Consider the following 21,458-nt stretch of genomic DNA (forward strand, 5'->3'; position numbering starts at 1 on the left):
ACAGGCGGGAGAGCAACAGGTTATGGCGACGATCAAGGATGTAGCGGCTGCGGCAGGCGTGTCGTTCACGACGGTATCGCACGTGGTGAACAACTCGCGGCCGGTATCGGCGGACGTGCGCGCGAAGGTCGAGCACGCGATCCGTCAGCTCCACTATGTTCCGTCGGCGGTGGCCCGCTCGCTGAAGGCGCGGGCGACGGCGACCATCGGGCTGGTCGTGCCGAACGCCACGAACCCGTATTTCGCGGAACTGGCGCGCGGCATCGAGGACGGTTGTTCGCGCAACGGCTACTGCGTGTTCTTCTGCAATTCCGACGACGATCCGGCCAAGCAGCGTAACTATCTGCGCGTGCTGCAGGAAAAGCGCATCGACGGCCTGATCGTCGCGTCCGCCGGCGACGACGCCGTGCTCGCGCAGACGCTCGCCGACTCGCATGAGCCGCTGGTCATTCTCGATCGCAACATCGAAGGGCTGAACGCGGATCTGGTGCAGATCGACCACGAGAAGGGCGGCTATCTGGCGACCCGGCATCTGCTCGAACTGGGGCATGTCAGGATCGGCTGCATCACCGGGCCGGTTGAGACGGCGGTCAGCGCGATGCGCGTGCACGGCTTTATCCGCGCGATGACGGAGCGCGGCATCGAGATTCCGCCCGACGCGATCGTGGAAAGCGATTTTTCGGGCACCGGCGGCCACCGTGCGGCCGCGCAACTGTTCGACACGCTCAGGCCAACGGCGATCTTTGCCGGCAACGACATGATGGGCATCGGTGCGTTGCGCGCCGCCGCGGAACGCAATATCAGCGTGCCGCGCGACTGCTCGATCATTGGTTTCGACGATATCGAGCTGGGGCGTTTTACCTACCCGGCGCTCTCGACCGTCGGGCAATCGGTGCGCGCGCTCGGCGATATGGCCGCGCAGACGCTGATCGAACGGATTGCCGGGACCTCGTCGGGCACGCCACGCGCGCCGGGGCGGCGGCGCGTGGTATCGCCGCGGCTGATCGTGCGCGAATCCACCGCCACCTGGGCCGGCGCGGCCAAGCGCGATCTGGCCGCCTGACTGGATACGATGCGCGGATTTCAAACGCGCATTTGGGACTAGCGGAGCGGTTGCTCGCGCGAGGCGATTCATCTGGCGCAATGCGTCGCCTTCGATTTTCACCGGCAGCGGGCCGCTGAACACTTCGGCGACCCCACAGGCGCTGTCGAATGAGGCGCTGGAATGGCGTACGTGGTCCCGGCGCTGAACAGTATTTCGGCGCTTGCCCTTGTCGCACTCGGAAAGCGAGTCGGCCGGATTCAACCGTGCGGCGCTCGCTATCGTCGCGCGGAATCCAGCGCCTGCGACGAGACGCCGTCAGCACACTGCCAGCCGCCGCAACGGCATGGCGTTTCTCATTGCCGACCCTCAGCCACCGCCGCTCCCGTTCCATATCAATGGTCTGCCGATCGGCACTCTGTCAGCGTTTTGTAATTTATTCAGAGCCTTTCCTCATACCATATAAATCCTTCAAGTACGCGGTCGCCTTGCCGTAAACAGGGCTATTAGAGCGCGTCACCAAAAAACGCCACGACGCAGACGCCACACGCCAACCGCGCTGCGGACGCAGCCTCTCATTTTGTTAAGCACAGGAACAAGCATGTTGAACAAGGGCATTACGATCAAGGCGCGAATTGGCCTCACGATGGCGTTTCTCGCCGCGCTGCTCGTCGCCATCGGCGTATTCGGTCTGTTCGGCATGAGCCGTTCGAATGACGCCTATAAGGACACGTTCACCAACGCGATGCCCAGCGCGGTCGATATCGGCAACGCCGAGCTTTTCGCCGCACGCGAGCGGCTCGCGCTCGATCGCGCGGCGTTCATGATCGGCACGCCCGAAGCGGCGCCGACGCTCGAGCGCGCGCGCAGCATGCGCGCCACGTCCGACACGTGGTGGAAGAAATACATGGACCTGTCGCGCGAGCCGGAGGAAGACCGCCTCGCGCAGGACGTCGTTTCCAAACGCGAGGCGCTGCATCAGCAGATGGACGCCTTCGCGACGATCGTCGCCGCGAACGAGCCGCCCAAGCTGGTCGACGGCGCCAAGCGTCTGCAAGTCGCCTACAACGACCTCGCCAATTCCGACGACGTGCTGCGCAAATACCAGTTCACGTCGGCAAAAGAGGGCTACGACTCCGCGCAAAGCAGCTTCGGCGTATTCCGCATGGTCAGCGCAAGCGCCTTGCTGATCGGCGTGCTGGCGGCGGTGATTTCGTACCTGACGCTGAGCCGCGCGATCGCCCGGCCGCTCGATGCCGCCCTCGGCCATTTCGACGCGATTGCGGCGGGCGATCTGCGCCGCCCGGTCGTCGTGACTTCGCGCGACGAAATGGGGCAGTTGCTCGACGGCATCGCCAAAATGCAGCGCAGTCTCACCGAAACGGTGCGTACCGTGCGCAGCGGCAGTGAATCCATCGCGACGGCCACGCGCCAGATCGCAGCCGGCAATATCGACCTGTCCTCGCGTACCGAAGAGCAGGCGTCGGCGCTGCAGGAAACCGCGTCGAGCATGGAAGAGCTGACCGGCACGGTCAAACAGAACGCCGACAACGCCCGCCAGGCGAGTTCGCTGGCGGCCAATGCGTCGGAGATCGCCAACAAGGGCAGCGCGGTGGTCGGCCAGGTGGTCGGCACGATGGGCGACATCAATCAAAGCTCGGCCAAGATCGCCGACATTATTTCGATCATCGAAGGGATTGCGTTCCAGACCAACATCCTCGCCCTGAATGCTGCCGTGGAAGCGGCGCGGGCCGGCGAGGAAGGGCGCGGCTTCGCGGTCGTGGCCGGTGAGGTGCGCAGCCTCGCGCAGCGTTCGTCGGCGGCGGCGAAGGAAATCAAGGAGCTGATCGACACCTCGGTCGAGCGCGTGCAATCGGGCTCGGCGCTGGTCGACGAAGCCGGCCGCACCATGACCGAGATCATCGGCGCGGTGCAGCGCGTGACTGACATCATGGGCGAAATCGCCGCGGCGTCGGAAGAGCAGAGCAGCGGCATCGATCAGGTGGCGCGCGCCGTCACGCAGATGGACGAAGTCACGCAGCAGAACGCCGCGCTGGTCGAAGAAGCGGCGGCCGCAGCGTCGTCGCTCGAAGACCAGGCCGGCAAACTGCGTACCGCGGTGGCCGTGTTCCAACTCGAAGAAAGCGGTTCCAAGGCGCCCGTGAGTACGCCGCCGAAGCGCGCGTCGACGCCGCCGCGTTCGGCGGTCGCACGCAAGGTGTCGCACACTCGCGCTGCACAACCCGCGCCGCACGCCGCGGTTGCGACCAAAACACCGGCCGCGGCGGCACAGCCCGCCGCCGTAACGACACGCGCACCTGCTAAAGCGACCGCCACTGCGGGCAGCGATCAGGATTGGGAAACGTTCTAACGCGAGGCAGTTGCAACATTCATTCCCGGCGCCACAGCCAATCCCATTAGATGGGCAGGCGCTGTGAAAGAACATACCGCCTCGCTTCAAAAGACCGCGATTGCGCAAGCATTCGCGGTCTTTTTTTATGGTGGGCGCATTAAGTAACGTTTGCGGCGTCAGTCGGCACCCTGGCGAGCGCCGTGATCCGGTACATTGACGGACGCACCGAAGCAACTGTGCCTGGCGAACGCTGCCCGGCATGGTGTGCGGCAAGCGCCGGTGGCCCCTTGGCCCGTGCGCGTGCCTGCGCCGCCTTCGACCGCCGCAATGCATGGCCCGACGCATGGCCACCCCCCACCAGCACGCCGCAACCAACCGCTCAATGCGCCAGCCACAAAGGACCGACATGACGCCATACGACCTCGCGAACCGCCTCGTCGAAGCACGCCGGCAGCATCGCCCGATCGATGCGCCCGCACCCGACAGCCTGCCGCCCGATGCGGCAACCGCATATGCGATCCAGCAGGCAGTTATCGCAGGTCTCGGCGACTCGACCGGCGCCTGGAAGATCGGCGCCAAAGCGCCGGGCGCCGCTGCCGCGGGCGCGCCGATTCCGGCCTCGCTGGTGCTTCGATCGCCGACGCGCGTCGCGCAAGACGGCTTCTTCAGGGTGCTGGTCGAGCTGGAAATCGCCTTCCGTTTCGCCGAGGCCATCGAACCGCGCGGCCGGGCCTACGCGCGCGACGAGGTGCTCTCGAAGGTGGGCGTCGTCTTGCCGGCCATCGAGATCGTCGATAGCCGCTTCACCGAATGGCCGAACGTCGCGCCGCTCGCGCAACTCGCCGACGCCCAGAACAACGGTGCTTTGATCACAGGGCATCCGGTCGCTTATGCAGGTCTCGCGCGCGGCTTCGACTTCGTGTCGCCGGAACTGGAACTGAGCTTCGACGGCGCTTCGCTGCTACCGGAAGCCACCGGCAATCCGGCCGGAGACCCGCGCGAACTGCTGGTGTGGTTCGTCAACCATTGCGCCGCCATGGGCATTACGATCGAGCCCGAGTGGACTATCACCACCGGTTCGTACGTCGGCGCACACAGGCTGGACCGAGCGGGCGTCGTGCGCGGCCACATCGACGGCCTGGGGGAAGTGGAGATTGAACTGACCTGAAAAGCCGCGCTTGCAACAACGCGCTTGTAACAACACATTACGAAGCTTCATCAAAACGGCTGCCTGAGGGCGGCCGTTTTACATTCGCGTGCATCTGTGACTGCGACTCCGCCGTATACACCTATCGAAGCGATACGTGGCGAGGTCGTCATCCAGTTATGCACGCGGCTACCCATGCTCTCGACGCGGTTAATGCGCGCACGTCCCGCGTGGCATCCATGACACGCCATGTAAATGACGCGGAACAAAACCGTTCATGAGTTGACGAACCGCATGAAGCTGCACGGACTTTGCTTAAGCGTGAGACGGCGTGAGAGACGCACATGAAGCGCGCCTGAACATGTAACAGGCCTGTGTCACTTGTAGACCGAACGCCCGTGTCGCGCGTTTAGGAAAAAAGCACCGGACACAGAAAGCGTGTAGACGTCCGCGCTTTTAGCAACAAAGTGTGCGTGTGCAGACATGCCGTCCGATATTGCAGTGGGATCGTTCGATGAACGTAACGGCTGGTGCAAGAGAGTATCGCGGAGTATTGCGGGACACTTCGATGAGCATCGAGCAGCATGCGGTCGAGTGCTGATGAGGCTGCAGGGCAGCAGTAGAAGGGTAGCGACGTGTGACCGCAATCGCTGCGGTATGAGTGCAAGATTGTAGGTGGTCGAAACTTTGTTTCCAAGTGAGGAATTGTTGGGAGGCGAATACGGCGCGATTTTCGCAACGTAGTTCGTGAAAAAAAATTTAAAAGGGTTTAGGATGAATTCGAGCGATGTCGTTTCCGAATAGCGCGCCGCGCACGACATCGGTCTAGACTTCGGCGAGGAGGTAGCATGGATATCTACAGCAGTTTCGCGACCCGCTTCGAGAAAACGCGAGAAGATGAGCTCTCGCTCGAGGAGTATCTCGCGCTCTGCAAAGACAATCCCGCCGCGTACGCCACGGCTGGCGAACGCATGTTGACGGCGATCGGGGAGCCGGAACAGATCGACACTCGTAACGATCCGCGCATGTCGCGCATCTTCGCGAACAAGGTCATCAAGGTATACCCCGCATTCCGTGAGTTCTACGGAATGGAGGAGGTGATCGAGCAGGTGGTCGCCTACTTCCGCCACTCGGCCCAGGGGCTCGAAGAAAAGAAGCAGATCCTGTATCTGTTGGGCCCGGTCGGCGGCGGTAAATCATCGATCGCGGAACGTCTCAAGCAGCTCATGGAACGCGTGCCGTTCTATTCGATCAAAGGCTCGCCCGTGAACGAGTCGCCTCTCGGTCTGTTCGACTACGAGGAAGATGGCCCGATTCTCGAAGAACAATATGGCATTCCACGCCGCTACCTGAAAAGCATTCTTAGCCCATGGGCGGTCAAGCGCCTGCACGAATTCAATGGCGACATCCGCAAGTTCCGCGTGGTGCGCCGCTATCCGTCGATCCTTCGCCAGATCGGTATCGCCAAAACCGAGCCGGGCGACGAAAACAATCAGGACATTTCGTCGCTGGTCGGTAAGGTCGACATCCGCAAGCTCGAACAGTACGCACAAGACGACGCGGACGCATACAGCTACTCCGGTGGCTTGTGTCTCGCCAATCAGGGCCTGCTCGAGTTCGTCGAAATGTTCAAGGCGCCGATCAAGGTGCTGCACCCGCTGCTTACCGCCACCCAGGAAGGCAACTTCAAGGGCACGGAAGGCTTCGGTGCGATCCCGTTCGACGGCGTGATTCTGGCTCACTCGAACGAGTCCGAATGGAAAGCGTTCCGCAACAACCGCAACAACGAAGCACTGCTCGACCGCATCTTCGTGGTGAAGGTGCCGTACTGCCTGCGCTACGGTGAAGAGATCAAGATTTACGAGAAGCTGCTGCGTAACTCGTCGCTGGCGAATGCGGTGTGCGCGCCGGGCACCTTGAAGATGATGGCGCAGATGTCCGTGCTTACGCGGTTGCAGGAGCCGGAGAATTCGAGCCTGTTTTCGAAGATGCAGGTGTACGACGGCGAGAATCTGAAGGACACCGATCCGAAGGCAAAATCTTATCAGGAGTACCGTGATTTCGCGGGCGTGGATGAAGGGATGACCGGCGTGTCGACCCGTTTCGCGTTCAAGATCCTCTCACGCGTATTCAACTTCGACTCGACCGAGGTCGCGGCCAATCCGGTGCACCTGATGTACGTGCTCGAACAGCAGATCGAACGCGAGCAGTTCCCACCGGAGACCGAGCAGAAGTATCTGTCGTTCATTAAAGACGTGCTCGCCTCGCGCTACGCGGAGTTCATCGGCAAGGAAATTCAGACCGCGTATCTGGAGTCGTATTCCGAGTACGGTCAGAACATCTTCGATCGCTATGTGACGTACGCTGACTTCTGGATTCAGGATCAGGAGTTCCGCGACCACGACACAGGCGAGAGTTTCGACCGCGCGGCGCTGAACGCCGAACTGGAGAAGATCGAAAAACCGGCGGGTATCAGCAACCCGAAGGACTTCCGCAACGAGATCGTGAACTTCGTGCTGCGTGCGCGTGCTGCCAATGGCGGGAAGAATCCGGCATGGGTCAGCTACGAGAAACTGCGCGTCGTGATCGAAAAGAAAATGTTCTCGAACACGGAGGAACTGCTGCCGGTGATTTCGTTCAACGCCAAGGGCTCGGCGGAGGAACAACGCAAGCACGAAGACTTCGTCAATCGCATGGTGACGAAGGGCTATACGCCGAAGCAGGTGCGCTTGCTGTGTGACTGGTATCTGCGCGTGCGCAAGTCGTCATGATGCGAAACGCGTGCCGCCCGCGCGGTCCGACCGCGCGGGCACCCTGCGAGGCGCAAGCTGCATGGACATAGCGTTGCCTTGCGCAGCTACGTCTCGCAAACGCGATATTACAGCGGGAGACCGGGCGTGCTTCATCAAATTATCGACCGCAGGTTAGCAGGCAAGAACAAAAGCATTGCGAATCGCGAACGTTTTTTGCGTCGCGTTAAGAACTATATTCGTCGCGCCGTTTCGGAAGCCGTGCGCGACCGCAGCATCAAGGACATTCAGAACACCCAGAGCATCACCATCCCACGCAAGGACATTGCGGAACCGTCGTTCCGGCATGGCCCCGGCGGCAAGCGGGAAATGGTGCATCCGGGCAATTCCGACTACATCCGCGGCGACAAGATCCAGCGCCCGCAAGGGGGCGGCGGCGGAGGCGGGGGCAACCAGGCCAGCAATGAAGGCGAGGGTCAGGACGACTTCGTGTTCGAGCTGAGCCGCGAAGAATTCATGCAGTATTTCTTCGACGATCTCGAACTGCCGCGTCTCGTCAAAACCCATCTGCTCGCCGTGCCGACGTGGAAAAGCATCCGCGCGGGCTGGGCTGCCGAAGGCACGCCGAACAACATCGACGTGGTGCGTTCGCTGCGCAGCGCGCTCGGCCGCCGCATCGCGCTCGGTGCGCCGCTCGTCAACCAGCTGCACGAGATGGAACGGCAACTGGAGGTCATGAAAGCCGATCCCGACGATCGTCGCGAAGAGATCAAACTGCTCGAAGAGGAGATTCACCATTTGCGCGGCCGCATCTGGCGGATCCCGTTCATCGATCCGTTCGATCTGCGCTACGTCAATCGCGTGAAGCAGCCCACGCCTTCCAGCCAGGCCGTGATGTTCTGTCTGATGGATGTGTCCGGTTCCATGGACGAGCAGCGCAAGGACCTCGCCAAGCGCTTCTTCATCCTGTTGTATCTGTTCCTCAAGCGTAACTACGAGAAGATCGAAGTGGTGTTCATCCGTCACCACACGCGCGCCGAAGAGGTCGACGAAGACACGTTCTTCCATTCGACCGAAAGCGGCGGCACGGTGGTGTCGAGCGCGCTGGAGCTGATGCAGAAGGTGATGGACGAGCGTTATTCGCCGACTGAATGGAATATTTACGGCGCTCAGGCGTCGGACGGCGACAACTGGACCGACGACTCGCCGAAGTGCCGCAAGATACTCTCGGATGACATCCTGGAGAAGGTGCGCTATTTTGCGTATATTCAGGTGACGCCGGAAGAACAGAATCTGTGGCTGGAGTATGCGCAACTGGCCTTGAGCCAGCCGCACATGGCAATGAAGAAAGTCGAGACCGCGGCCGACATTTATCCGGTGTTTCGCGAGTTGTTCGAAAAGCAGGCGGCGAATTCATGACGAACAAGCACCTGCACAACGAAGCGCGCGGCGAGCCGGAGAACGGCGCGCCGGAGCGCGGGAAAGGCGTGCCGCAGCAGCAACAGTCGGGGCATGCCGAGGCAAGGGCGGACGATACCGGAACCGCCGCAGCCGGAGCAGTCGACACCGCTGCAGCACGGGGACACACCGGAACGCCCACTCAGGGGCAAAGGGAAGTCCGTATGAACGTAGCCGATAGACGGCCTCTGCCGTGCCCGTCCGACTGGACCTTCGAATTGATCGAAGAGTACGACTCGCATATTGCCCGTGTTGCAGAGCAATATGAACTCGACGTGTATCCGATCCAGCTCGAACTCATCAGCGCCGAACAGATGATGGATGCGTACGCGTCCGTCGGTATGCCGGTGAACTACCGTCACTGGTCGTTCGGCAAACACTTTCTCTCTACCGAAAAAAGCTACCGTCGCGGGCAGATGGGGCTGGCGTATGAGATCGTCATCAATTCGAACCCCTGCATCGCGTATCTCATGGAAGAGAACACGATGACGATGCAGGCGCTCGTCATTGCCCATGCGGCGTATGGCCACAACTCGTTCTTCAAGGGCAACTATCTGTTCAGGCTGTGGACGGATGCGCACGCGATCATCGACTACCTCGTCTACGCGAAGAATTACATCGCGGAGTGCGAGGAGCGTTTCGGGCTCGACCGGGTCGAGGAGCTGCTCGATTCCTGCCACGCGTTGATGAACTATGGCGTGGACCGTTACAAGCGTCCGCAGAAGCTGTCGCTGCAAAAGGAGTTTGCGGCGCGCCGTGAACGCGAGGCCTATCTGCAGTCGCAGGTGAACGAACTGTGGCGCACCTTGCCGACCCGGCATACGCCGTTGCCGGAGGAGGTCGAGGAGCGCTATCCGCCGGAGCCGCAGGAAAACCTGCTGTATTTCGCGGAGAAAAACGCGCCGCTGCTGGAGCCGTGGGAGCGGGAGGTGATCCGCATCGTGCGCAAGGTCGGCCAGTATTTCTATCCGCAACGGCAGACCCAGGTGATGAACGAGGGCTGGGCGACCTTCTGGCACTACACCTTGCTCAACACCATGTACAACCAGGGCAAGCTGGAAGACGGCTTCATGATGGAGTTTCTCCATTCGCACAGCAACGTGGTCTACCAGCCGCCGGTCACGAAGCCGTACTACAGCGGTATCAATCCGTACGCGCTCGGTTTTTCGATGATGAGCGACATTCGCCGCATCTGCGAGTCGCCCACGGAGGAAGACCGCAAGTGGTTCCCGGAACTGGCGGGCAGTCCGTGGCTCCCGGCCATGCACTACGCGATGCGCAACTTCAAGGACGAGAGTTTCGTCGCGCAGTATCTGTCGCCGCATCTGATCCGCGAAATGCGCCTCTTCTCGGTGCTCGACGACGACATGCGCGACGCGCTCGAAGTCTCGGCGATTCATGACGACAGCGGCTATCAGTACGTGCGTCAGGCGTTGTCGCGGCAGTACGACATGCATCACCGCGAGCCGAATATTCAGGTGTGGGCGGTGAATACGCGCGGCGACCGGAGTCTGACGCTGCGGCACTTCATGAGCGACAACCGGCATCTCTCCGGCGATAGCGACGAAGTGCTCAAGCACATGGCGCGGCTGTGGCAGTTCGACGTGTATCTGGAAAGCGTCGATGAGAATGGCACGGTCCGCAAGCGCTACGAGTGCCGCTATGTGCCGCCGGCAGTGAGAGTGTGACCGGCGGATTGCAACGCAATGCGCTCCGTTCGGCGCGATGAACATAAGCCAGCTCCTGTTCGATCTGGCTTTTTTCTTATGTGCGATGCAGCAGATTAAGACACGAGCGCCGCTGCGCGACAACTTAGCCCCCTAGCCGCTCGAACAAAGCTCCAACTCTTCCTTGCGATTCTGTAAAATTAGCCTGGACGGGATAAACACTCCCGTGCACGCGATCTGAAGGCGGCGCCACCACGGTGACCTCCGTTCAATTACAAGGATAGAGACAAGCATGACCGACCTAACCGACCAAACCGTGGCCTCGGCTCACGACACCCGGCGCCGCATCTTCGCGATCGTTGGCGCCTCATCGGGCAATCTCGTCGAGTGGTTCGACTTCTACGTGTATTCGTTCTGTGCGCTGTACTTCGCGCCGGCGTTCTTCCCGAGTGGCAACACCACCACGCAGTTGCTCAACACGGCAGGCGTGTTCGCCGCCGGCTTCCTGATGCGTCCGATCGGCGGCTGGTTCTTCGGCCGCCTCGCCGACAAGCACGGCCGCCGCACCGCGATGATGGTGTCGGTGTTCATGATGTGCGGCGGCTCGCTCGTGATCGCCGTGCTGCCCACCTACGCGCAGATCGGCGCGCTGGCGCCGGCGCTGCTGCTGGTCGCGCGGCTGTTCCAGGGCTTGTCGGTGGGCGGTGAGTACGGCACCAGCGCGACCTACATGAGCGAGGTCGCGCTCAAGGGCCGGCGCGGTTTCTTCGCGTCGTTCCAGTACGTCACGCTGATCGGCGGGCAGTTGTGCGCGCTGCTGGTGCTGGTGGTGCTGCAACAAACGCTTTCCACCGAAGAACTCAAAGCATGGGGCTGGCGCGTGCCGTTCGCAATTGGCGCGGTCGCGGCATTGATCGCGCTGTATCTGCGTAAATCGCTCGACGAAACGACCACCGCCGAAACCCGTCAACGCAAGGAAGCCGGCACGCTGCGCGGCCTGTGGCTGCACAAAGGCGCGTTCATGACCGTGCTCGGTTTCACGGCCGGCGGCTCGCTGATTTTCTACACGTTCACCACGTACATGCAGAAGTACCTGGTCAACACGGCCGGCATGCACGCGAAGACGGCCAGCAACGTGATGACCGCGGCGCTCTTCGTCTACATGGTGATGCAGCCGGCGTTCGGCGCGTTGTCGGACCGCATCGGCCGCCGTCGTTCCATGCTGTTCTTCGGCTTCTTCGCGACCATCGGCACCGTGCCGCTGCTGCACGCGCTGAAAGACGTGACGAGCCCGTATGCGGCCTTCGGTCTGGTCGTGGTGGCGCTTGCGATCGTCAGTTTCTATACGTCGATCAGCGGCCTGATCAAAGCGGAAATGTTCCCGCCGGAAGTGCGTGCGCTCGGCGTGGGGCTTTCGTACGCGGTGGCGAATGCGATCTTCGGCGGCTCGGCGGAGTATGTGGCGCTGTGGCTGAAGTCGGTCGGCAACGAATCGATGTTCTACTGGTACGTGACCGCGCTGTGCGCGATTGCCGGCATCGTTTCGCTGCGGATGCGCGATCCGTCGAAAGAAGGATATTTGCGTCTGGAGCCTTGAGGCTTTGAATCGAGGTCCGCTCGCTCGCGAAATACGTTCGGGCGATGCATGAGAACGGCGGTCCGGGGCAACCCTGGCCGCCGTGTTTTTTATGGGCGTGAGCAGCGATGCAGCCCGCAGCGCACCAAGGGCAAGGCGCATGGTCACGCCACGACGATCTCGGTGCCCAACGCATGCAGCAGATCGCGCAGCGTCTCGGCCTGGGCCATTTTTGCGTCGCTGCGTAAATGAATCTGCAGCGCTCGCCCCGCGATTCCGTCGACGGGTTGCGCGAGCCATAGTTCCACGGCGAGGCCCAATCCCTCAGGCTGGTTGACGACGACGGGTTCGATCACGCGCGGCTTGAAACAGGCACTGTCGGACATGCGAGTCACCTCGGGGCTGGTGTAGGTTCGCTTTCATCGTAATCAGTGCGCCACACCGGACCAAGCAACAAATCCGCGTTTGCTTAGCATGGGATGCTTAGCACAAAACACGCTGATTGCTGAGGGCTTGCACGCGTGCGCGCTGGCGGCGGCGCGTCAGACCGGTTCCGAATGATCGCTTACCAGTTCGGAGACGAGTTCCTTCACCACGGCGGCCGGCTCCGCGGCCACAACGGGCGCGGCCGCCACCGCCGCAACCGCGGCCGCCGCGACGGCCTGCTGAGGCGCGCTCAGCGCGGCACGCGCAAGCGTCAGAAGATGATAGTAAAGCCGCGCGCTCAAGCCGTAGTTGTACGCGAACAGATGTGCGAACGCGACCTTGAACCCGTCGCGCACCTGACTGTTTCTGGCGTGAAGCGACACCACGATCGGCGCGAGCCGGCGCAACGCCAGCTTGCGCGACGGCTCCAGTTGCGCCGGCAACTGCAGCGCCTTGACGAACGCATAGGCGCTGACCGTCGCCGCGACCGCAGTGCCGCGCGTGCTATGCGAGATGGAGCTTGCCGTCTTTCGATACACCGAGACATAGTCGTGCAGATAGAACACCTCGCGCGCGGCGAGACAGAGTTCGGTGCCGAATACGAAGTCGCAGCACGCGCCGTATTCTTCCCGGTAGCCGATCCGCTTCACGAGTTCGGCGTTGGCCATCCAGCCGTTGTTCGGAAACATCTGGATCAGACCGGTTCGACCGGGCTGCGACTGCAGGCCTTCGGCGTCTTTCGTGCGCCGGAATGCGGCGTTGAGCTTCGCGCTCGCCTCGAGGTCGATGGCGCCGCTGTGATCGGCTTCATATTGGTCGCCGAATGCCACATCGAGTTGCGGGTGGCGCAGCCATAGCGACACGAGCTTTTCGACGCCGTCCGTGGCGAGCAGATCGTCGTCGTGGATCAGCAGGATTTTGTCGCCGCTTGCGCGCTCGAACAGGCTCTCGACGTTGCGCGCCTGGCCGAGCGGCGGCCGATTTTTTACATAGCGCACGCGCGGTTCGTGCGCGTAACGGGCTGCGATCAGCCGCTCAGTGCGCGCGTCCTTCGAGTCATCTCCGATCACGATCTCCAGATCGTCGTAGCTCTGCGCGAGGCACGAGTCGATGCACATGGCGAGCAGCTCAGGGCGGTCACAGGTCGGCAGACAGACGGACACGTGGGGGCGGTGAGGGGGAGTCGAGGAGATGGACATAAGCGTCGCCTTTGTTATCTGTTGAGGGGCGGCAGCTGGTCCGCTTGGCGCACACGTCGCTGCAAGCAGAAAAATAGTCCATCACGCGGAAAAAATAATCGGTAAAAAAGAGGAAGAAATGTTTGGCTTATGAAAGCCGTCAGAAGGGAAAAATTTATGCGGCTTAGCTAGCGAAATGCAGCAAAGCCGCTCCTGGATTGGCGCTTAATATTCTCAGCCGACAGGCGGCTCGCCCTCGCCGGGTTTCTTGCCCGGATTGTCCGATGGCGCTTGATCACGCCCTTCGTCGTTGCGTTTGGGCAGCTTGCTCTTCTCGTTGTCGCTGTGCGTGGCTGGCTGCGGATGCTCGATATCGGCCGGTTTGTCCTTGGCCTGTTCTTTAGTTTCGCTCATGATCCTCTCCTGGTTGGATGACATGAGCACTGCAGCAATCGGCAGACCTGGGCTCGTGTTTCGTGTTCTGATCGGGCTGGCCATCGCGCTGCGCGCACTGACAAACAAAGCCCTTGACCCGTTCCCCCATTCAGCGCACCGTGGAAGGAGAACCCTATATCCCGGGAGTACGACATGTCCCTCAACTTCCCGAATCCCTGCCGCAGCTACGACGCCTCTCATCACTGCGTGAATTTCTGGGGCTACGACAATGCGCGCGAAATCGCTTTCACGGTCAACCGCTCGGTGATTTCGAATCTGAGTCCGAGTGCGGGCTCCGACGAACCAGCGGTGCTTGCCGCGTTCGACCAGCATCGCGAGCAGATTCTCACGCTCGCGCGCGGTGTGTACATCGGCGGCCCACAGAACCGTTACACGATTTCCTGACGTGGAGTGGCGCAGCGCGTCGTGGCCGATGCCCAGACGTCGCCGAACATGGCCTCAAGCCGCCGTTTCGCGCGGCGCGCCGCCTGTCAGCGACACGATGAAATCGTAAAACGCCCGCACCTTCGCCGGCGGATGATGCCGCGAAGGATAGAGCGCATACAGCGGATAAACCTCGTCGCCCCAATCGGGAAATAGCTCGACGAGCTTTCCGCTCGCCATCAACGACTCGGTGCCGAGCGAGAGGATCTGCGCGACGCCCTGGCCCGCCGTGCAAACGCTGTGCAGGGTGCCCACGTCGTTCACGGTCAACCGACCCTGTGGCGCGATCGAGATTTTCTTGCGGCCGCGATGAAATTCCCAACTGAACGGGTAGCCCGTGAGCGGATCGCGAAACTTGATGCAGACATGCTTGCCGCTTTCGAGTTCCGCCGGAGTCGCCGGGTGCCCGTGCTTCTTCAGATACGACGGCGCGGCTACGGTGAGAATCCGCGTGTCCAGCAGTTTGCGCGCGATCAGCGTCGACATCGGCGGATCGCCAAAACGGATCGCGAGATCGAAGCCGTCGCCGACCAGATCGCCCGTCTGATCGCGGGTGATCAGTTCGAGCTGCAGATCGGGATGCTTGTCGATAAAACTGCCCAGCCGCGGCCCGAGTACGAGGCGCGAAAAGAACGGATCCATGTTCACGCGCAAACGTCCGCGCACGGCAGTTGCGCCCTGCGCGGCGGAAGCCGCCGCCTCTTCGAGTCCGCCCAGCAGCGGCACGATCTGTTCGTAGAAGCGCCGGCCTTCGTCGGTCAGCGTGACAGAACGCGTGGTGCGATCGAAGAGCCGGATGCCCAGACGCGCTTCGAGCCGCGCGACCGAACGGCTCACCCCGGATTGCGACATGTCGAGCGCTTCTCCGGCTGCCGCAAAACTCCCGCAATCGACAATCGCCGTCAAGACGCCCATGCCGTTCAGCATGCGCTCGTCAAATGGCATGTGATAGTCCTTTGTTATTCGTTAATGCGTGACATGCTAACGCGAAAGTCCGTTTGAATTCACGCGTGGACTCGGGGAAACGCCGCCTGGTAAGGCGAACGAATGATGTGATGTCATGAGTGGAATGACAGCCAGGCTATCGCGTCAGTCGAGCGGCGGGCGTTAATCTGTTGCCGTTCGCCCGAAGCACCAAGACATGTGCTTCTCGTCATGCATCGGGCATATTCACGCTGAACAAGGAGGGCGTCCCATGTCGCGAATTTTTATTACCGGTTCCGCCGATGGTCTCGGTCAAATGGCTGCGCGTCTACTCGTCGAGGCCGGCCATCAGGTGGTGTTGCATGCGCGCAGCGCGGCGCGCGCCGACCAGGCGTTGCAAGCCGTGCCGCAAGCGCAAGCCGCACTGGCCGGCGACCTGTCGAGCATCGCAGCCACGGTGACGCTCGCCGAGCAGGTCAACCGGCTCGGCCGTTTCGACGCGGTGATCCACAACGCGGCGGTCGGCTATCAGGAGCCGCGCCGGGTCGCCACCGTCGACGGCTTGCCGCACGTGTTCGCGGTCAATACGCTGGCGCCGTACATCCTCACCGCTTTGATCGAGAAGCCGAAGCGGCTCGTCTATCTGAGCTCGGGCCTGCATCGCAGCGGCGACGCGAGCCTCGACGATCTGGCCTGGGAGCGGCGCCCCTGGCGGGGCGCGGCGGCGTACTCGGACTCGAAACTGCACGACGCGTTGCTGGCGTTCGCGATGGCGCGGCGCTGGCCGCAGGTGTTGTCGAATGCGCTGGAGCCAGGGTGGGTGGCGACGAAAATGGGTGGTCCGGGGGCACCGGACGATTTGCAGGCCGCGCCGAAAACCCAGGTGTGGCTCGCCGTCAGCGACGAGCCGGCGGCCACCGTCAGCGGCGCGTACTTCTATCACATGAAGCGGTGCGAAACACACCCGGCCGTGCGCGACGTTGCCGTTCAGGAGCGTTTGATCGAGGCGTGTGCGGGATTTTCCGGCATCCGCTTGCCGGACTGACGTGACGCAAGGCTTCGATCAGCGGCCCGCGCCCTGAGTCGCTTGCCCGCGCACCGGGCGCGAGGCAGGCGCTTCGTCGAGGTGGCGAAACACCCACGCCGACACCAGCGTGATCATGCCGACGCACACGAAGGCGAGCCGAAAACCGAGCGCGGCCGATCCGGCTTGCGCCGAAAAAAGATTCACCAGCCCGCCGCCGATCGACACGCCCAGCCCGATGGCCAGCATCTGCACCATCGAAAAAAGGCTGTTGCCGCTGCCGGCATCTTCATGCGAGAGGCCTTTGAGCGTGACGCTGTTCATGGCCGCGAATTGCATGGAGTTGGCCGCGCCGAACACGGCCAGAATCGCGATCTCGACCGCGAGCGGCGTGCCGCGCGTAATCAGTGCGAACGCAACGATCGACGAACCGACGACGATCGTATTGACCAGCAGGAACGTGTCGTAGCCATAGCGGCGCACGAGCGGCGCGATCCAGCGTTTGGCGACGGTGCCGGCGAGAGCCGCGGGCAGCATCATCAGACCGGAATGCAGCGGCGAGTAGCCCAGTTGCAATTGCAGCAGCAAGGGCACGAGAAACGGCACGGCGCTCGAACCGATGCGGCACACCAGATTGCCGATCAGGCCAACGCTGAAGTTCGGCTCACGAAAGAGCGACAGTTTGAAGAGCGGATTCACGCGCCGTCTTGCATGCGGGATATAGGCCAGCGCGCTTACGGCGGCGAGCGCGAACAGCGCCATCGACCATGCCACGCGATGCGTGGGCATCGGCGAGTCGACGGCGAGCGAGAACGCGATCATGCATAACGAGAGCAACCCGCAGCCGACGAAGTCGAACGGCGGCGCCTTTGCTTCGCCATGCGACGGCAAGAAGCGCTGCACCGCGTACAGACCGACGGCGCCGATCGGCACGTTGATCAGGAAAATCCAGTGCCACGTGATCGCCTGAACGAACCAGCCGCCGAGCGTCGGCCCGGCGATCGGCCCCAGTTGTCCGGCCACCGAAATGAACGCGAGCGCCGCGACGTACTGGTCGCCCGTGACGCTGCGCAGGACGGCGAGCCGCCCGATCGGCAGCAGCATCGAGCCACCCACGCCTTGCAGCACGCGCGCCATCACCAGTTGGCCGAGCGTATGCGCGCTCGCGCAGCAGATCGAACCGAGCACGAACACGAGGATGGCGGCGAAGTAGACGCGCCGCGTGCCGAAGCGGTCGGCGAGCCAGCCGGAGGCGGGCGTAAGCATCGCCATGGTCAGCGTGTAAGCGACCACGATCGGCTGCATCGCGAGCGGCGCCACGTGCAGGCTGTTCGCAATCGACGGCAGCGCGGTGTTGACGATGGTCGTGTCGAGCGACTGCATAAAAAAGCCGGCGGCGACGATCCAGAGCAAAGCGGTCTGGGAAGAATCCTTGGTCATCTTTTGATCGAGCAGCGGGGCGGCGGCATTGGGTGGCCACTTCGGCTCCGAGCATTCAGTGGAGCAGTTCCGTCATCATATTGACATCCTCGTCAATCGGAAACCCACTAGGGGTGTTGACTGTTATCGACTTTGCCGATGAGCAGCGCGACAATGCTCCATGCTTAATCCCATCTGGCTCAAGACCTTTTCGACCGTCGCGGCGTGCCACAGCTTCACCGAGGCGGGGCGGCGGCTCGATCTGACGCAATCGAGCGTCAGCGAACACATCCGGCGGCTCGAGCAGAGCGTGGGCCGGCGGCTTTTCGTGCGCGACACCCATTCGCTCGCGATGACGCCCGACGGCGAAGCCATGCTCGCGCACGCCAGCGTGATTCTGCAGGCGCTTTCGCGGGCCGAATCGCAGTTTCGCGCACCGCGTCTGAAAGGCCGCGTGCGGCTCGGTTCCTCGGACGATGTCGCGCTCGGCCCGTTACCCACCGTGCTGGCGGCGTTTCGCGACGCGCATCCGGATGTCGAACTGGAAATCACCATCGGCATGACCGGCAAGCTGTATGAACTGCTCGACGCCGGCGCGATCGATCTGCTGGTTGGCAAGCGGCGTCTCGGCGACCGGCGCGGCGTGCCGCTCTTCACCGGGCGGCTGGAGTGGCTGGCGCGCGCCGGCACGCTGGTCGATCTAAGCCAGCCGTTGCCGCTGATTCTGGTCGCCGAGCCGAGCGTGACGCGCGCCGTCGTGCTCGACGCGCTCGCCGAGGCGGGATTCAGTTGGCAGCTGGTGTGCACGAGCAGCAGCCACGCGGGTTGCATCGCGGCCGCGCGTGGCGGGCTCGGCATTACGGTACGTCCGCAGTATCTGGCGGCGCGGGGTCTCGCGGCGCCCTTGAACATGGCGAGTCTGCCGACGCTGCCGTCGGTGGAATTCATCGCGCTGGCGGCGAAACGGCTCAGCAGGCCGGCGGGCACGCTGTTGCAACTGCTGCATGACAGCGATCTGCGTGGGTCGTGGATCGGGGAATAGCGGCGAGGCGTGGGGCGTAAGGCGTAAGGGCCAACGCCACGCATTGACATTGACGGCGACGGATTGCTCATTGGCATAGAGACTTCCGTGTGGTGCGCGCCATATAGCTAGGATTCCAGAATAATCCGCAGCGGCATGCCGCTGTTTGGTGGTTCGTCGATTGAATCTATTCGAGCCGGGCGGCACCGCCCACCGGCGAAACAGGCACGTCGCGGCCTGTTGCGCGTTTACCGCGTCCGCGAAAATTTGTTTTTTCGCCGGAAGGCGAATCGCTATACTTTCCACATACGGTTAATTGTTCCAAATAAGGAACAATTAATTGTTCACGTGCGCGGGGCCGCACGTCATATGCCAGAGCGCCAAAACCAGCCAGAGCGATAAAAAACACGATGACCAAGAATCTGACCATCAATCTACGGATCGCGATCACCATCGCGTTTCTAAGCGTGCTGCTGATCGCCACAGGCGTGCTCGGCATTCTCGGCATGCGCGAAACCAACTCGGCGCAGCGCGACGCCTACACGGTGCATTTCGCTTCCGTCGTCGCGCTCGGCAAATCGGGCACGGCGATGTCGCGGGCGCGTTTCGGACTCGACTGGGCGATGAGCAATCCGCACTCCCCGCAACTGAATGCGCAACTCGAACGTGCGCGCATGCTGCTCGGCGATTCGGATAAATGGTGGAACAGCTTTCGCGATCTGCCGAAAACGCCCGAACTACAGCGTCTCACCGACGACCTCGACGTGAAGCGCACCGCCGTGCGCCGCGACGGAATCGACAAACTGATCGAGGCGATCCGCACCGGCGACGCGAGCTGGATGGACGAAAGCCGCGCGAACCGTCTGATCGGCCTTTACACGGCGATGAACGCGAGCCAGGGCGCGCTCGAGGACTATCTGAACCAGCGGGCGAGCGACGCCAGCGCGCGTTCGGCCGCGCTCTTTCACACGCTGTTGGCCGCGTGCATCGGCAGCATTCTGCTCGGGCTGACGGTTGCGTTCATCAGTTGGCGCACGCTGCGCCGCGCGATCATGGCGCCGTTGAACGACGCCTTGCGCCAGTTCGACGCGATCGCCGCCGGCGAGCTGACGACCCGCGTGCCGATTCGTTCGAACGACGAAATGGCGACGCTCTTGCGCGGTGTCGCGTCGATGCAGGACAAGCTCGGCGCCACTGTCACCACGGTGCGAGCCGGTTCACATTCGATCGCGTCATCGACGCAGCAGATCGCCGCCGGCAATCTCGATCTCTCGCAGCGCACCGAGGAACAGGCGGCATCGCTCGAAGAAACCGCGGCGGCAATGGAGCAGCTCACGTCGACTGTGCAACTGAACGCGGAGAACGCGCATCACGCGAGCGAACTCGCGTTGCGTGCTTCGGAGATGGCCGCGCGCGGGCGCACGTCAGTCGGCAGCATGGTGGAGACGATGCGCGTGATTCACGCGGGTTCGTCGAAAATGACCGGCATCATTACCGCGATCGAAGGCATTGCATTTCAGACCAATATTCTCGCGCTGAACGCGGCCGTCGAAGCGGCGCGCGCGGGCGAGGAAGGACGCGGTTTCGCGGTAGTGGCGGGCGAGGTGCGCAGTCTTGCGCAGCGTTCGGCGGCGGCCGCGAAGGAAATCGGCACACTGATCGCGGAGTCGACTTCGCGCGTCGAGAGCGGCGCGGGGCTCGTCAATGAAGCGGGCGAGACGATGCAGGAAATCGAAGCCGCGATCGACCGCGTGGCGCGTATCGTCGGCGAGATTGCGGCGGCTTCGAAAGAGCAGAGCGAGGGCATCAGGCAGGTAAGCCTCGCCGTCACGCAGATGGACGAGGTGACGCAACATAATGCGGCGCTGGTCGAGGAGAGCGCGGCGACCGCGAACTCGCTCGCGGATCAGGCGCGGCAATTGAGCGAATTGACCGCGGCCTTCAAAGTCGCAAGCGATGCGGCGCGGCGCGAACCTGCTTTCTAACTCAACGCAGTCGATGTGCCTTTGAGCGCGTGGCGCTCAGGCCGGCAGCTTGCGGAACGAAATCGCGAAGCGGTTCCATGCATTGATCGTGGAGACCAGCAGCGTCAGATCGACCAGTTCTTCGTCGCTGAAGTGCGGGCGCACGGCTTCCCAGACGGCGTCGGGCACGTGCTCCTGCGATATCAGCGTCAGCGCCTCCGTCCATTCGAGCGCGGCGCGTTCGCGATCCGTGAAGAACGGCGTTTCACGCCAGACCACCACGGTGGCCAGACGGCGGTCGGTTTCGCCGCCCTTGCGGGCGTCGGTGGTGTGCATATCGACGCAGTACGCGCAGCCGTTGATCTGCGAGGCGCGCAGACGAACCAGTTCGGTCAGCGATTTTTCGAGCGCCGATTTGCCGATGCGTTCTTCAAGGACGAGCATGGCCTTGATCGCGGCGGGGCTGGCTTTGTAGAAGTCGAGGCGTTGTTCCATGATTCACTCCTGAGTTGGGTTGGATGCATTCCGTGATGCGATGAGTGAAGATTAGGCGCTCGACTGGTTCTGGGAAATAACCGATTTCGGCTATTTTCAGGTAACCACTTCGGTTCGGCGACGACGAACGCGTTC

18 protein-coding genes are annotated in these 21,458 nt (G+C 62.4%); 11 read left to right on the forward strand and 7 right to left on the reverse strand.

Annotated features, from left to right (window positions below; translation table 11 throughout):
• Nucleotides 1-22: 22 nt before the first annotated feature.
• The 7 genes from B0G75_RS30540 (at nt 23) to B0G75_RS30575 (ending at nt 12,014) form a co-directional block, all read left to right on the forward strand.
• Nucleotides 23-1,063: a LacI family DNA-binding transcriptional regulator gene (locus B0G75_RS30540; protein WP_106313755.1), complete on the forward strand. Its 1,041-nt coding sequence runs from the start codon at nt 23-25 to the stop codon at nt 1,061-1,063.
• A 580-nt stretch (nt 1,064-1,643) separates the two neighbouring features.
• Nucleotides 1,644-3,413, forward strand: coding sequence for a methyl-accepting chemotaxis protein (locus tag B0G75_RS30545; RefSeq protein WP_106313756.1), 1,770 nt, complete (start codon nt 1,644-1,646; stop codon nt 3,411-3,413).
• Nucleotides 3,414-3,801: 388 nt separating this feature from the next.
• The gene (locus B0G75_RS30550) at nt 3,802-4,563 is read left to right on the forward strand and encodes a hydratase (protein WP_106313757.1); all 762 of its coding nucleotides are present in this window, start codon (nt 3,802-3,804) and stop codon (nt 4,561-4,563) included.
• An 827-nt stretch (nt 4,564-5,390) separates the two neighbouring features.
• Nucleotides 5,391-7,313 (forward strand): PrkA family serine protein kinase, encoded by a 1,923-nt coding sequence (locus B0G75_RS30560; RefSeq protein ID WP_012433254.1) that lies wholly within the window; start codon nt 5,391-5,393, stop codon nt 7,311-7,313.
• 126 nt (nt 7,314-7,439) lie between these two features.
• Nucleotides 7,440-8,711: a YeaH/YhbH family protein gene (locus B0G75_RS30565; protein WP_012433253.1), complete on the forward strand. Its 1,272-nt coding sequence runs from the start codon at nt 7,440-7,442 to the stop codon at nt 8,709-8,711.
• Nucleotides 8,708-10,438: a SpoVR family protein gene (locus B0G75_RS30570; RefSeq protein ID WP_106313759.1), complete on the forward strand. Its 1,731-nt coding sequence runs from the start codon at nt 8,708-8,710 to the stop codon at nt 10,436-10,438. Before B0G75_RS30565 ends, B0G75_RS30570 begins: the two co-directional genes overlap by 4 nt.
• Nucleotides 10,439-10,709: 271 nt before the next feature.
• A complete protein-coding gene (locus B0G75_RS30575; protein WP_106313760.1) occupies nt 10,710-12,014 on the forward strand; it encodes an MFS family transporter in 1,305 nt (434 codons plus the stop codon).
• Nucleotides 12,015-12,157: 143 nt separating this feature from the next.
• Here the strand turns inward: B0G75_RS30575 and B0G75_RS30580 are convergent, their stop codons facing one another.
• From B0G75_RS30580 to B0G75_RS30590, 3 genes are all read right to left on the reverse strand, one after another.
• Nucleotides 12,158-12,379 (reverse strand): hypothetical protein, encoded by a 222-nt coding sequence (locus B0G75_RS30580; RefSeq protein ID WP_012433250.1) that lies wholly within the window; start codon nt 12,377-12,379, stop codon nt 12,158-12,160.
• 156 nt (nt 12,380-12,535) lie between these two features.
• A complete protein-coding gene (locus B0G75_RS30585) occupies nt 12,536-13,618 on the reverse strand; it encodes a glycosyltransferase family 2 protein (protein ID WP_106313761.1) in 1,083 nt (360 codons plus the stop codon).
• 213 nt (nt 13,619-13,831) lie between these two features.
• Nucleotides 13,832-14,011 (reverse strand): hypothetical protein, encoded by a 180-nt coding sequence (locus B0G75_RS30590; RefSeq protein ID WP_106313762.1) that lies wholly within the window; start codon nt 14,009-14,011, stop codon nt 13,832-13,834.
• 174 nt (nt 14,012-14,185) lie between these two features.
• Here B0G75_RS30590 and B0G75_RS30595 point away from each other — a divergent pair, with 174 nt between their 5' ends.
• Nucleotides 14,186-14,437: a DUF1488 domain-containing protein gene (locus B0G75_RS30595; RefSeq protein WP_106313763.1), complete on the forward strand. Its 252-nt coding sequence runs from the start codon at nt 14,186-14,188 to the stop codon at nt 14,435-14,437.
• Nucleotides 14,438-14,491: 54 nt separating this feature from the next.
• On the opposite strand, the gene B0G75_RS30600 is transcribed toward B0G75_RS30595, so the two are convergent.
• Nucleotides 14,492-15,421, reverse strand: coding sequence for a LysR family transcriptional regulator (locus B0G75_RS30600; RefSeq protein ID WP_106313764.1), 930 nt, complete (start codon nt 15,419-15,421; stop codon nt 14,492-14,494).
• Between the two features lie 250 nt (nt 15,422-15,671).
• On the opposite strand from B0G75_RS30600, the gene B0G75_RS30605 reads away from it, so the two are divergent.
• On the forward strand, nt 15,672-16,445 hold the full coding sequence (locus tag B0G75_RS30605; protein ID WP_106313765.1) for an SDR family NAD(P)-dependent oxidoreductase: 774 nt from the start codon (nt 15,672-15,674) through the stop codon (nt 16,443-16,445).
• A gap of 18 nt (nt 16,446-16,463) precedes the next feature.
• Here the strand turns inward: B0G75_RS30605 and B0G75_RS30610 are convergent, their stop codons facing one another.
• The gene (locus tag B0G75_RS30610; RefSeq protein ID WP_106313766.1) at nt 16,464-17,864 is read right to left on the reverse strand and encodes a DHA2 family efflux MFS transporter permease subunit; all 1,401 of its coding nucleotides are present in this window, start codon (nt 17,862-17,864) and stop codon (nt 16,464-16,466) included.
• Between the two features lie 160 nt (nt 17,865-18,024).
• Between B0G75_RS30610 and B0G75_RS30615 the strand changes: the two genes are divergently transcribed.
• Nucleotides 18,025-18,885 carry a LysR family transcriptional regulator gene (locus B0G75_RS30615; protein WP_106313767.1) on the forward strand — a complete coding sequence of 287 codons (861 nt, stop codon included), beginning with the start codon at nt 18,025-18,027 and terminating at the stop codon, nt 18,883-18,885.
• 166 nt (nt 18,886-19,051) lie between these two features.
• On the opposite strand, the gene B0G75_RS40320 is transcribed toward B0G75_RS30615, so the two are convergent.
• Complete coding sequence (locus tag B0G75_RS40320; RefSeq protein ID WP_146142553.1) at nt 19,052-19,282, reverse strand: hypothetical protein; 231 nt, start codon at nt 19,280-19,282, stop codon at nt 19,052-19,054.
• Between B0G75_RS40320 and B0G75_RS30620 the strand changes: the two genes are divergently transcribed.
• Entirely contained in the window at nt 19,275-20,849 is a 1,575-nt protein-coding gene (locus B0G75_RS30620; RefSeq protein WP_106313768.1) for a methyl-accepting chemotaxis protein, read from the forward strand. The genes B0G75_RS40320 and B0G75_RS30620 overlap by 8 nt on opposite strands.
• Nucleotides 20,850-20,885: 36 nt before the next feature.
• On the opposite strand, the gene B0G75_RS30625 is transcribed toward B0G75_RS30620, so the two are convergent.
• Nucleotides 20,886-21,323, reverse strand: coding sequence for a carboxymuconolactone decarboxylase family protein (locus tag B0G75_RS30625; RefSeq protein WP_106313769.1), 438 nt, complete (start codon nt 21,321-21,323; stop codon nt 20,886-20,888).
• Between the last annotated feature and the right edge of the window lie 135 nt (nt 21,324-21,458).

It is taken from the genome of Paraburkholderia sp. BL18I3N2 (genome assembly GCF_003001875.1).
Lineage (GTDB): Bacteria > Pseudomonadota > Gammaproteobacteria > Burkholderiales > Burkholderiaceae > Paraburkholderia > Paraburkholderia phytofirmans.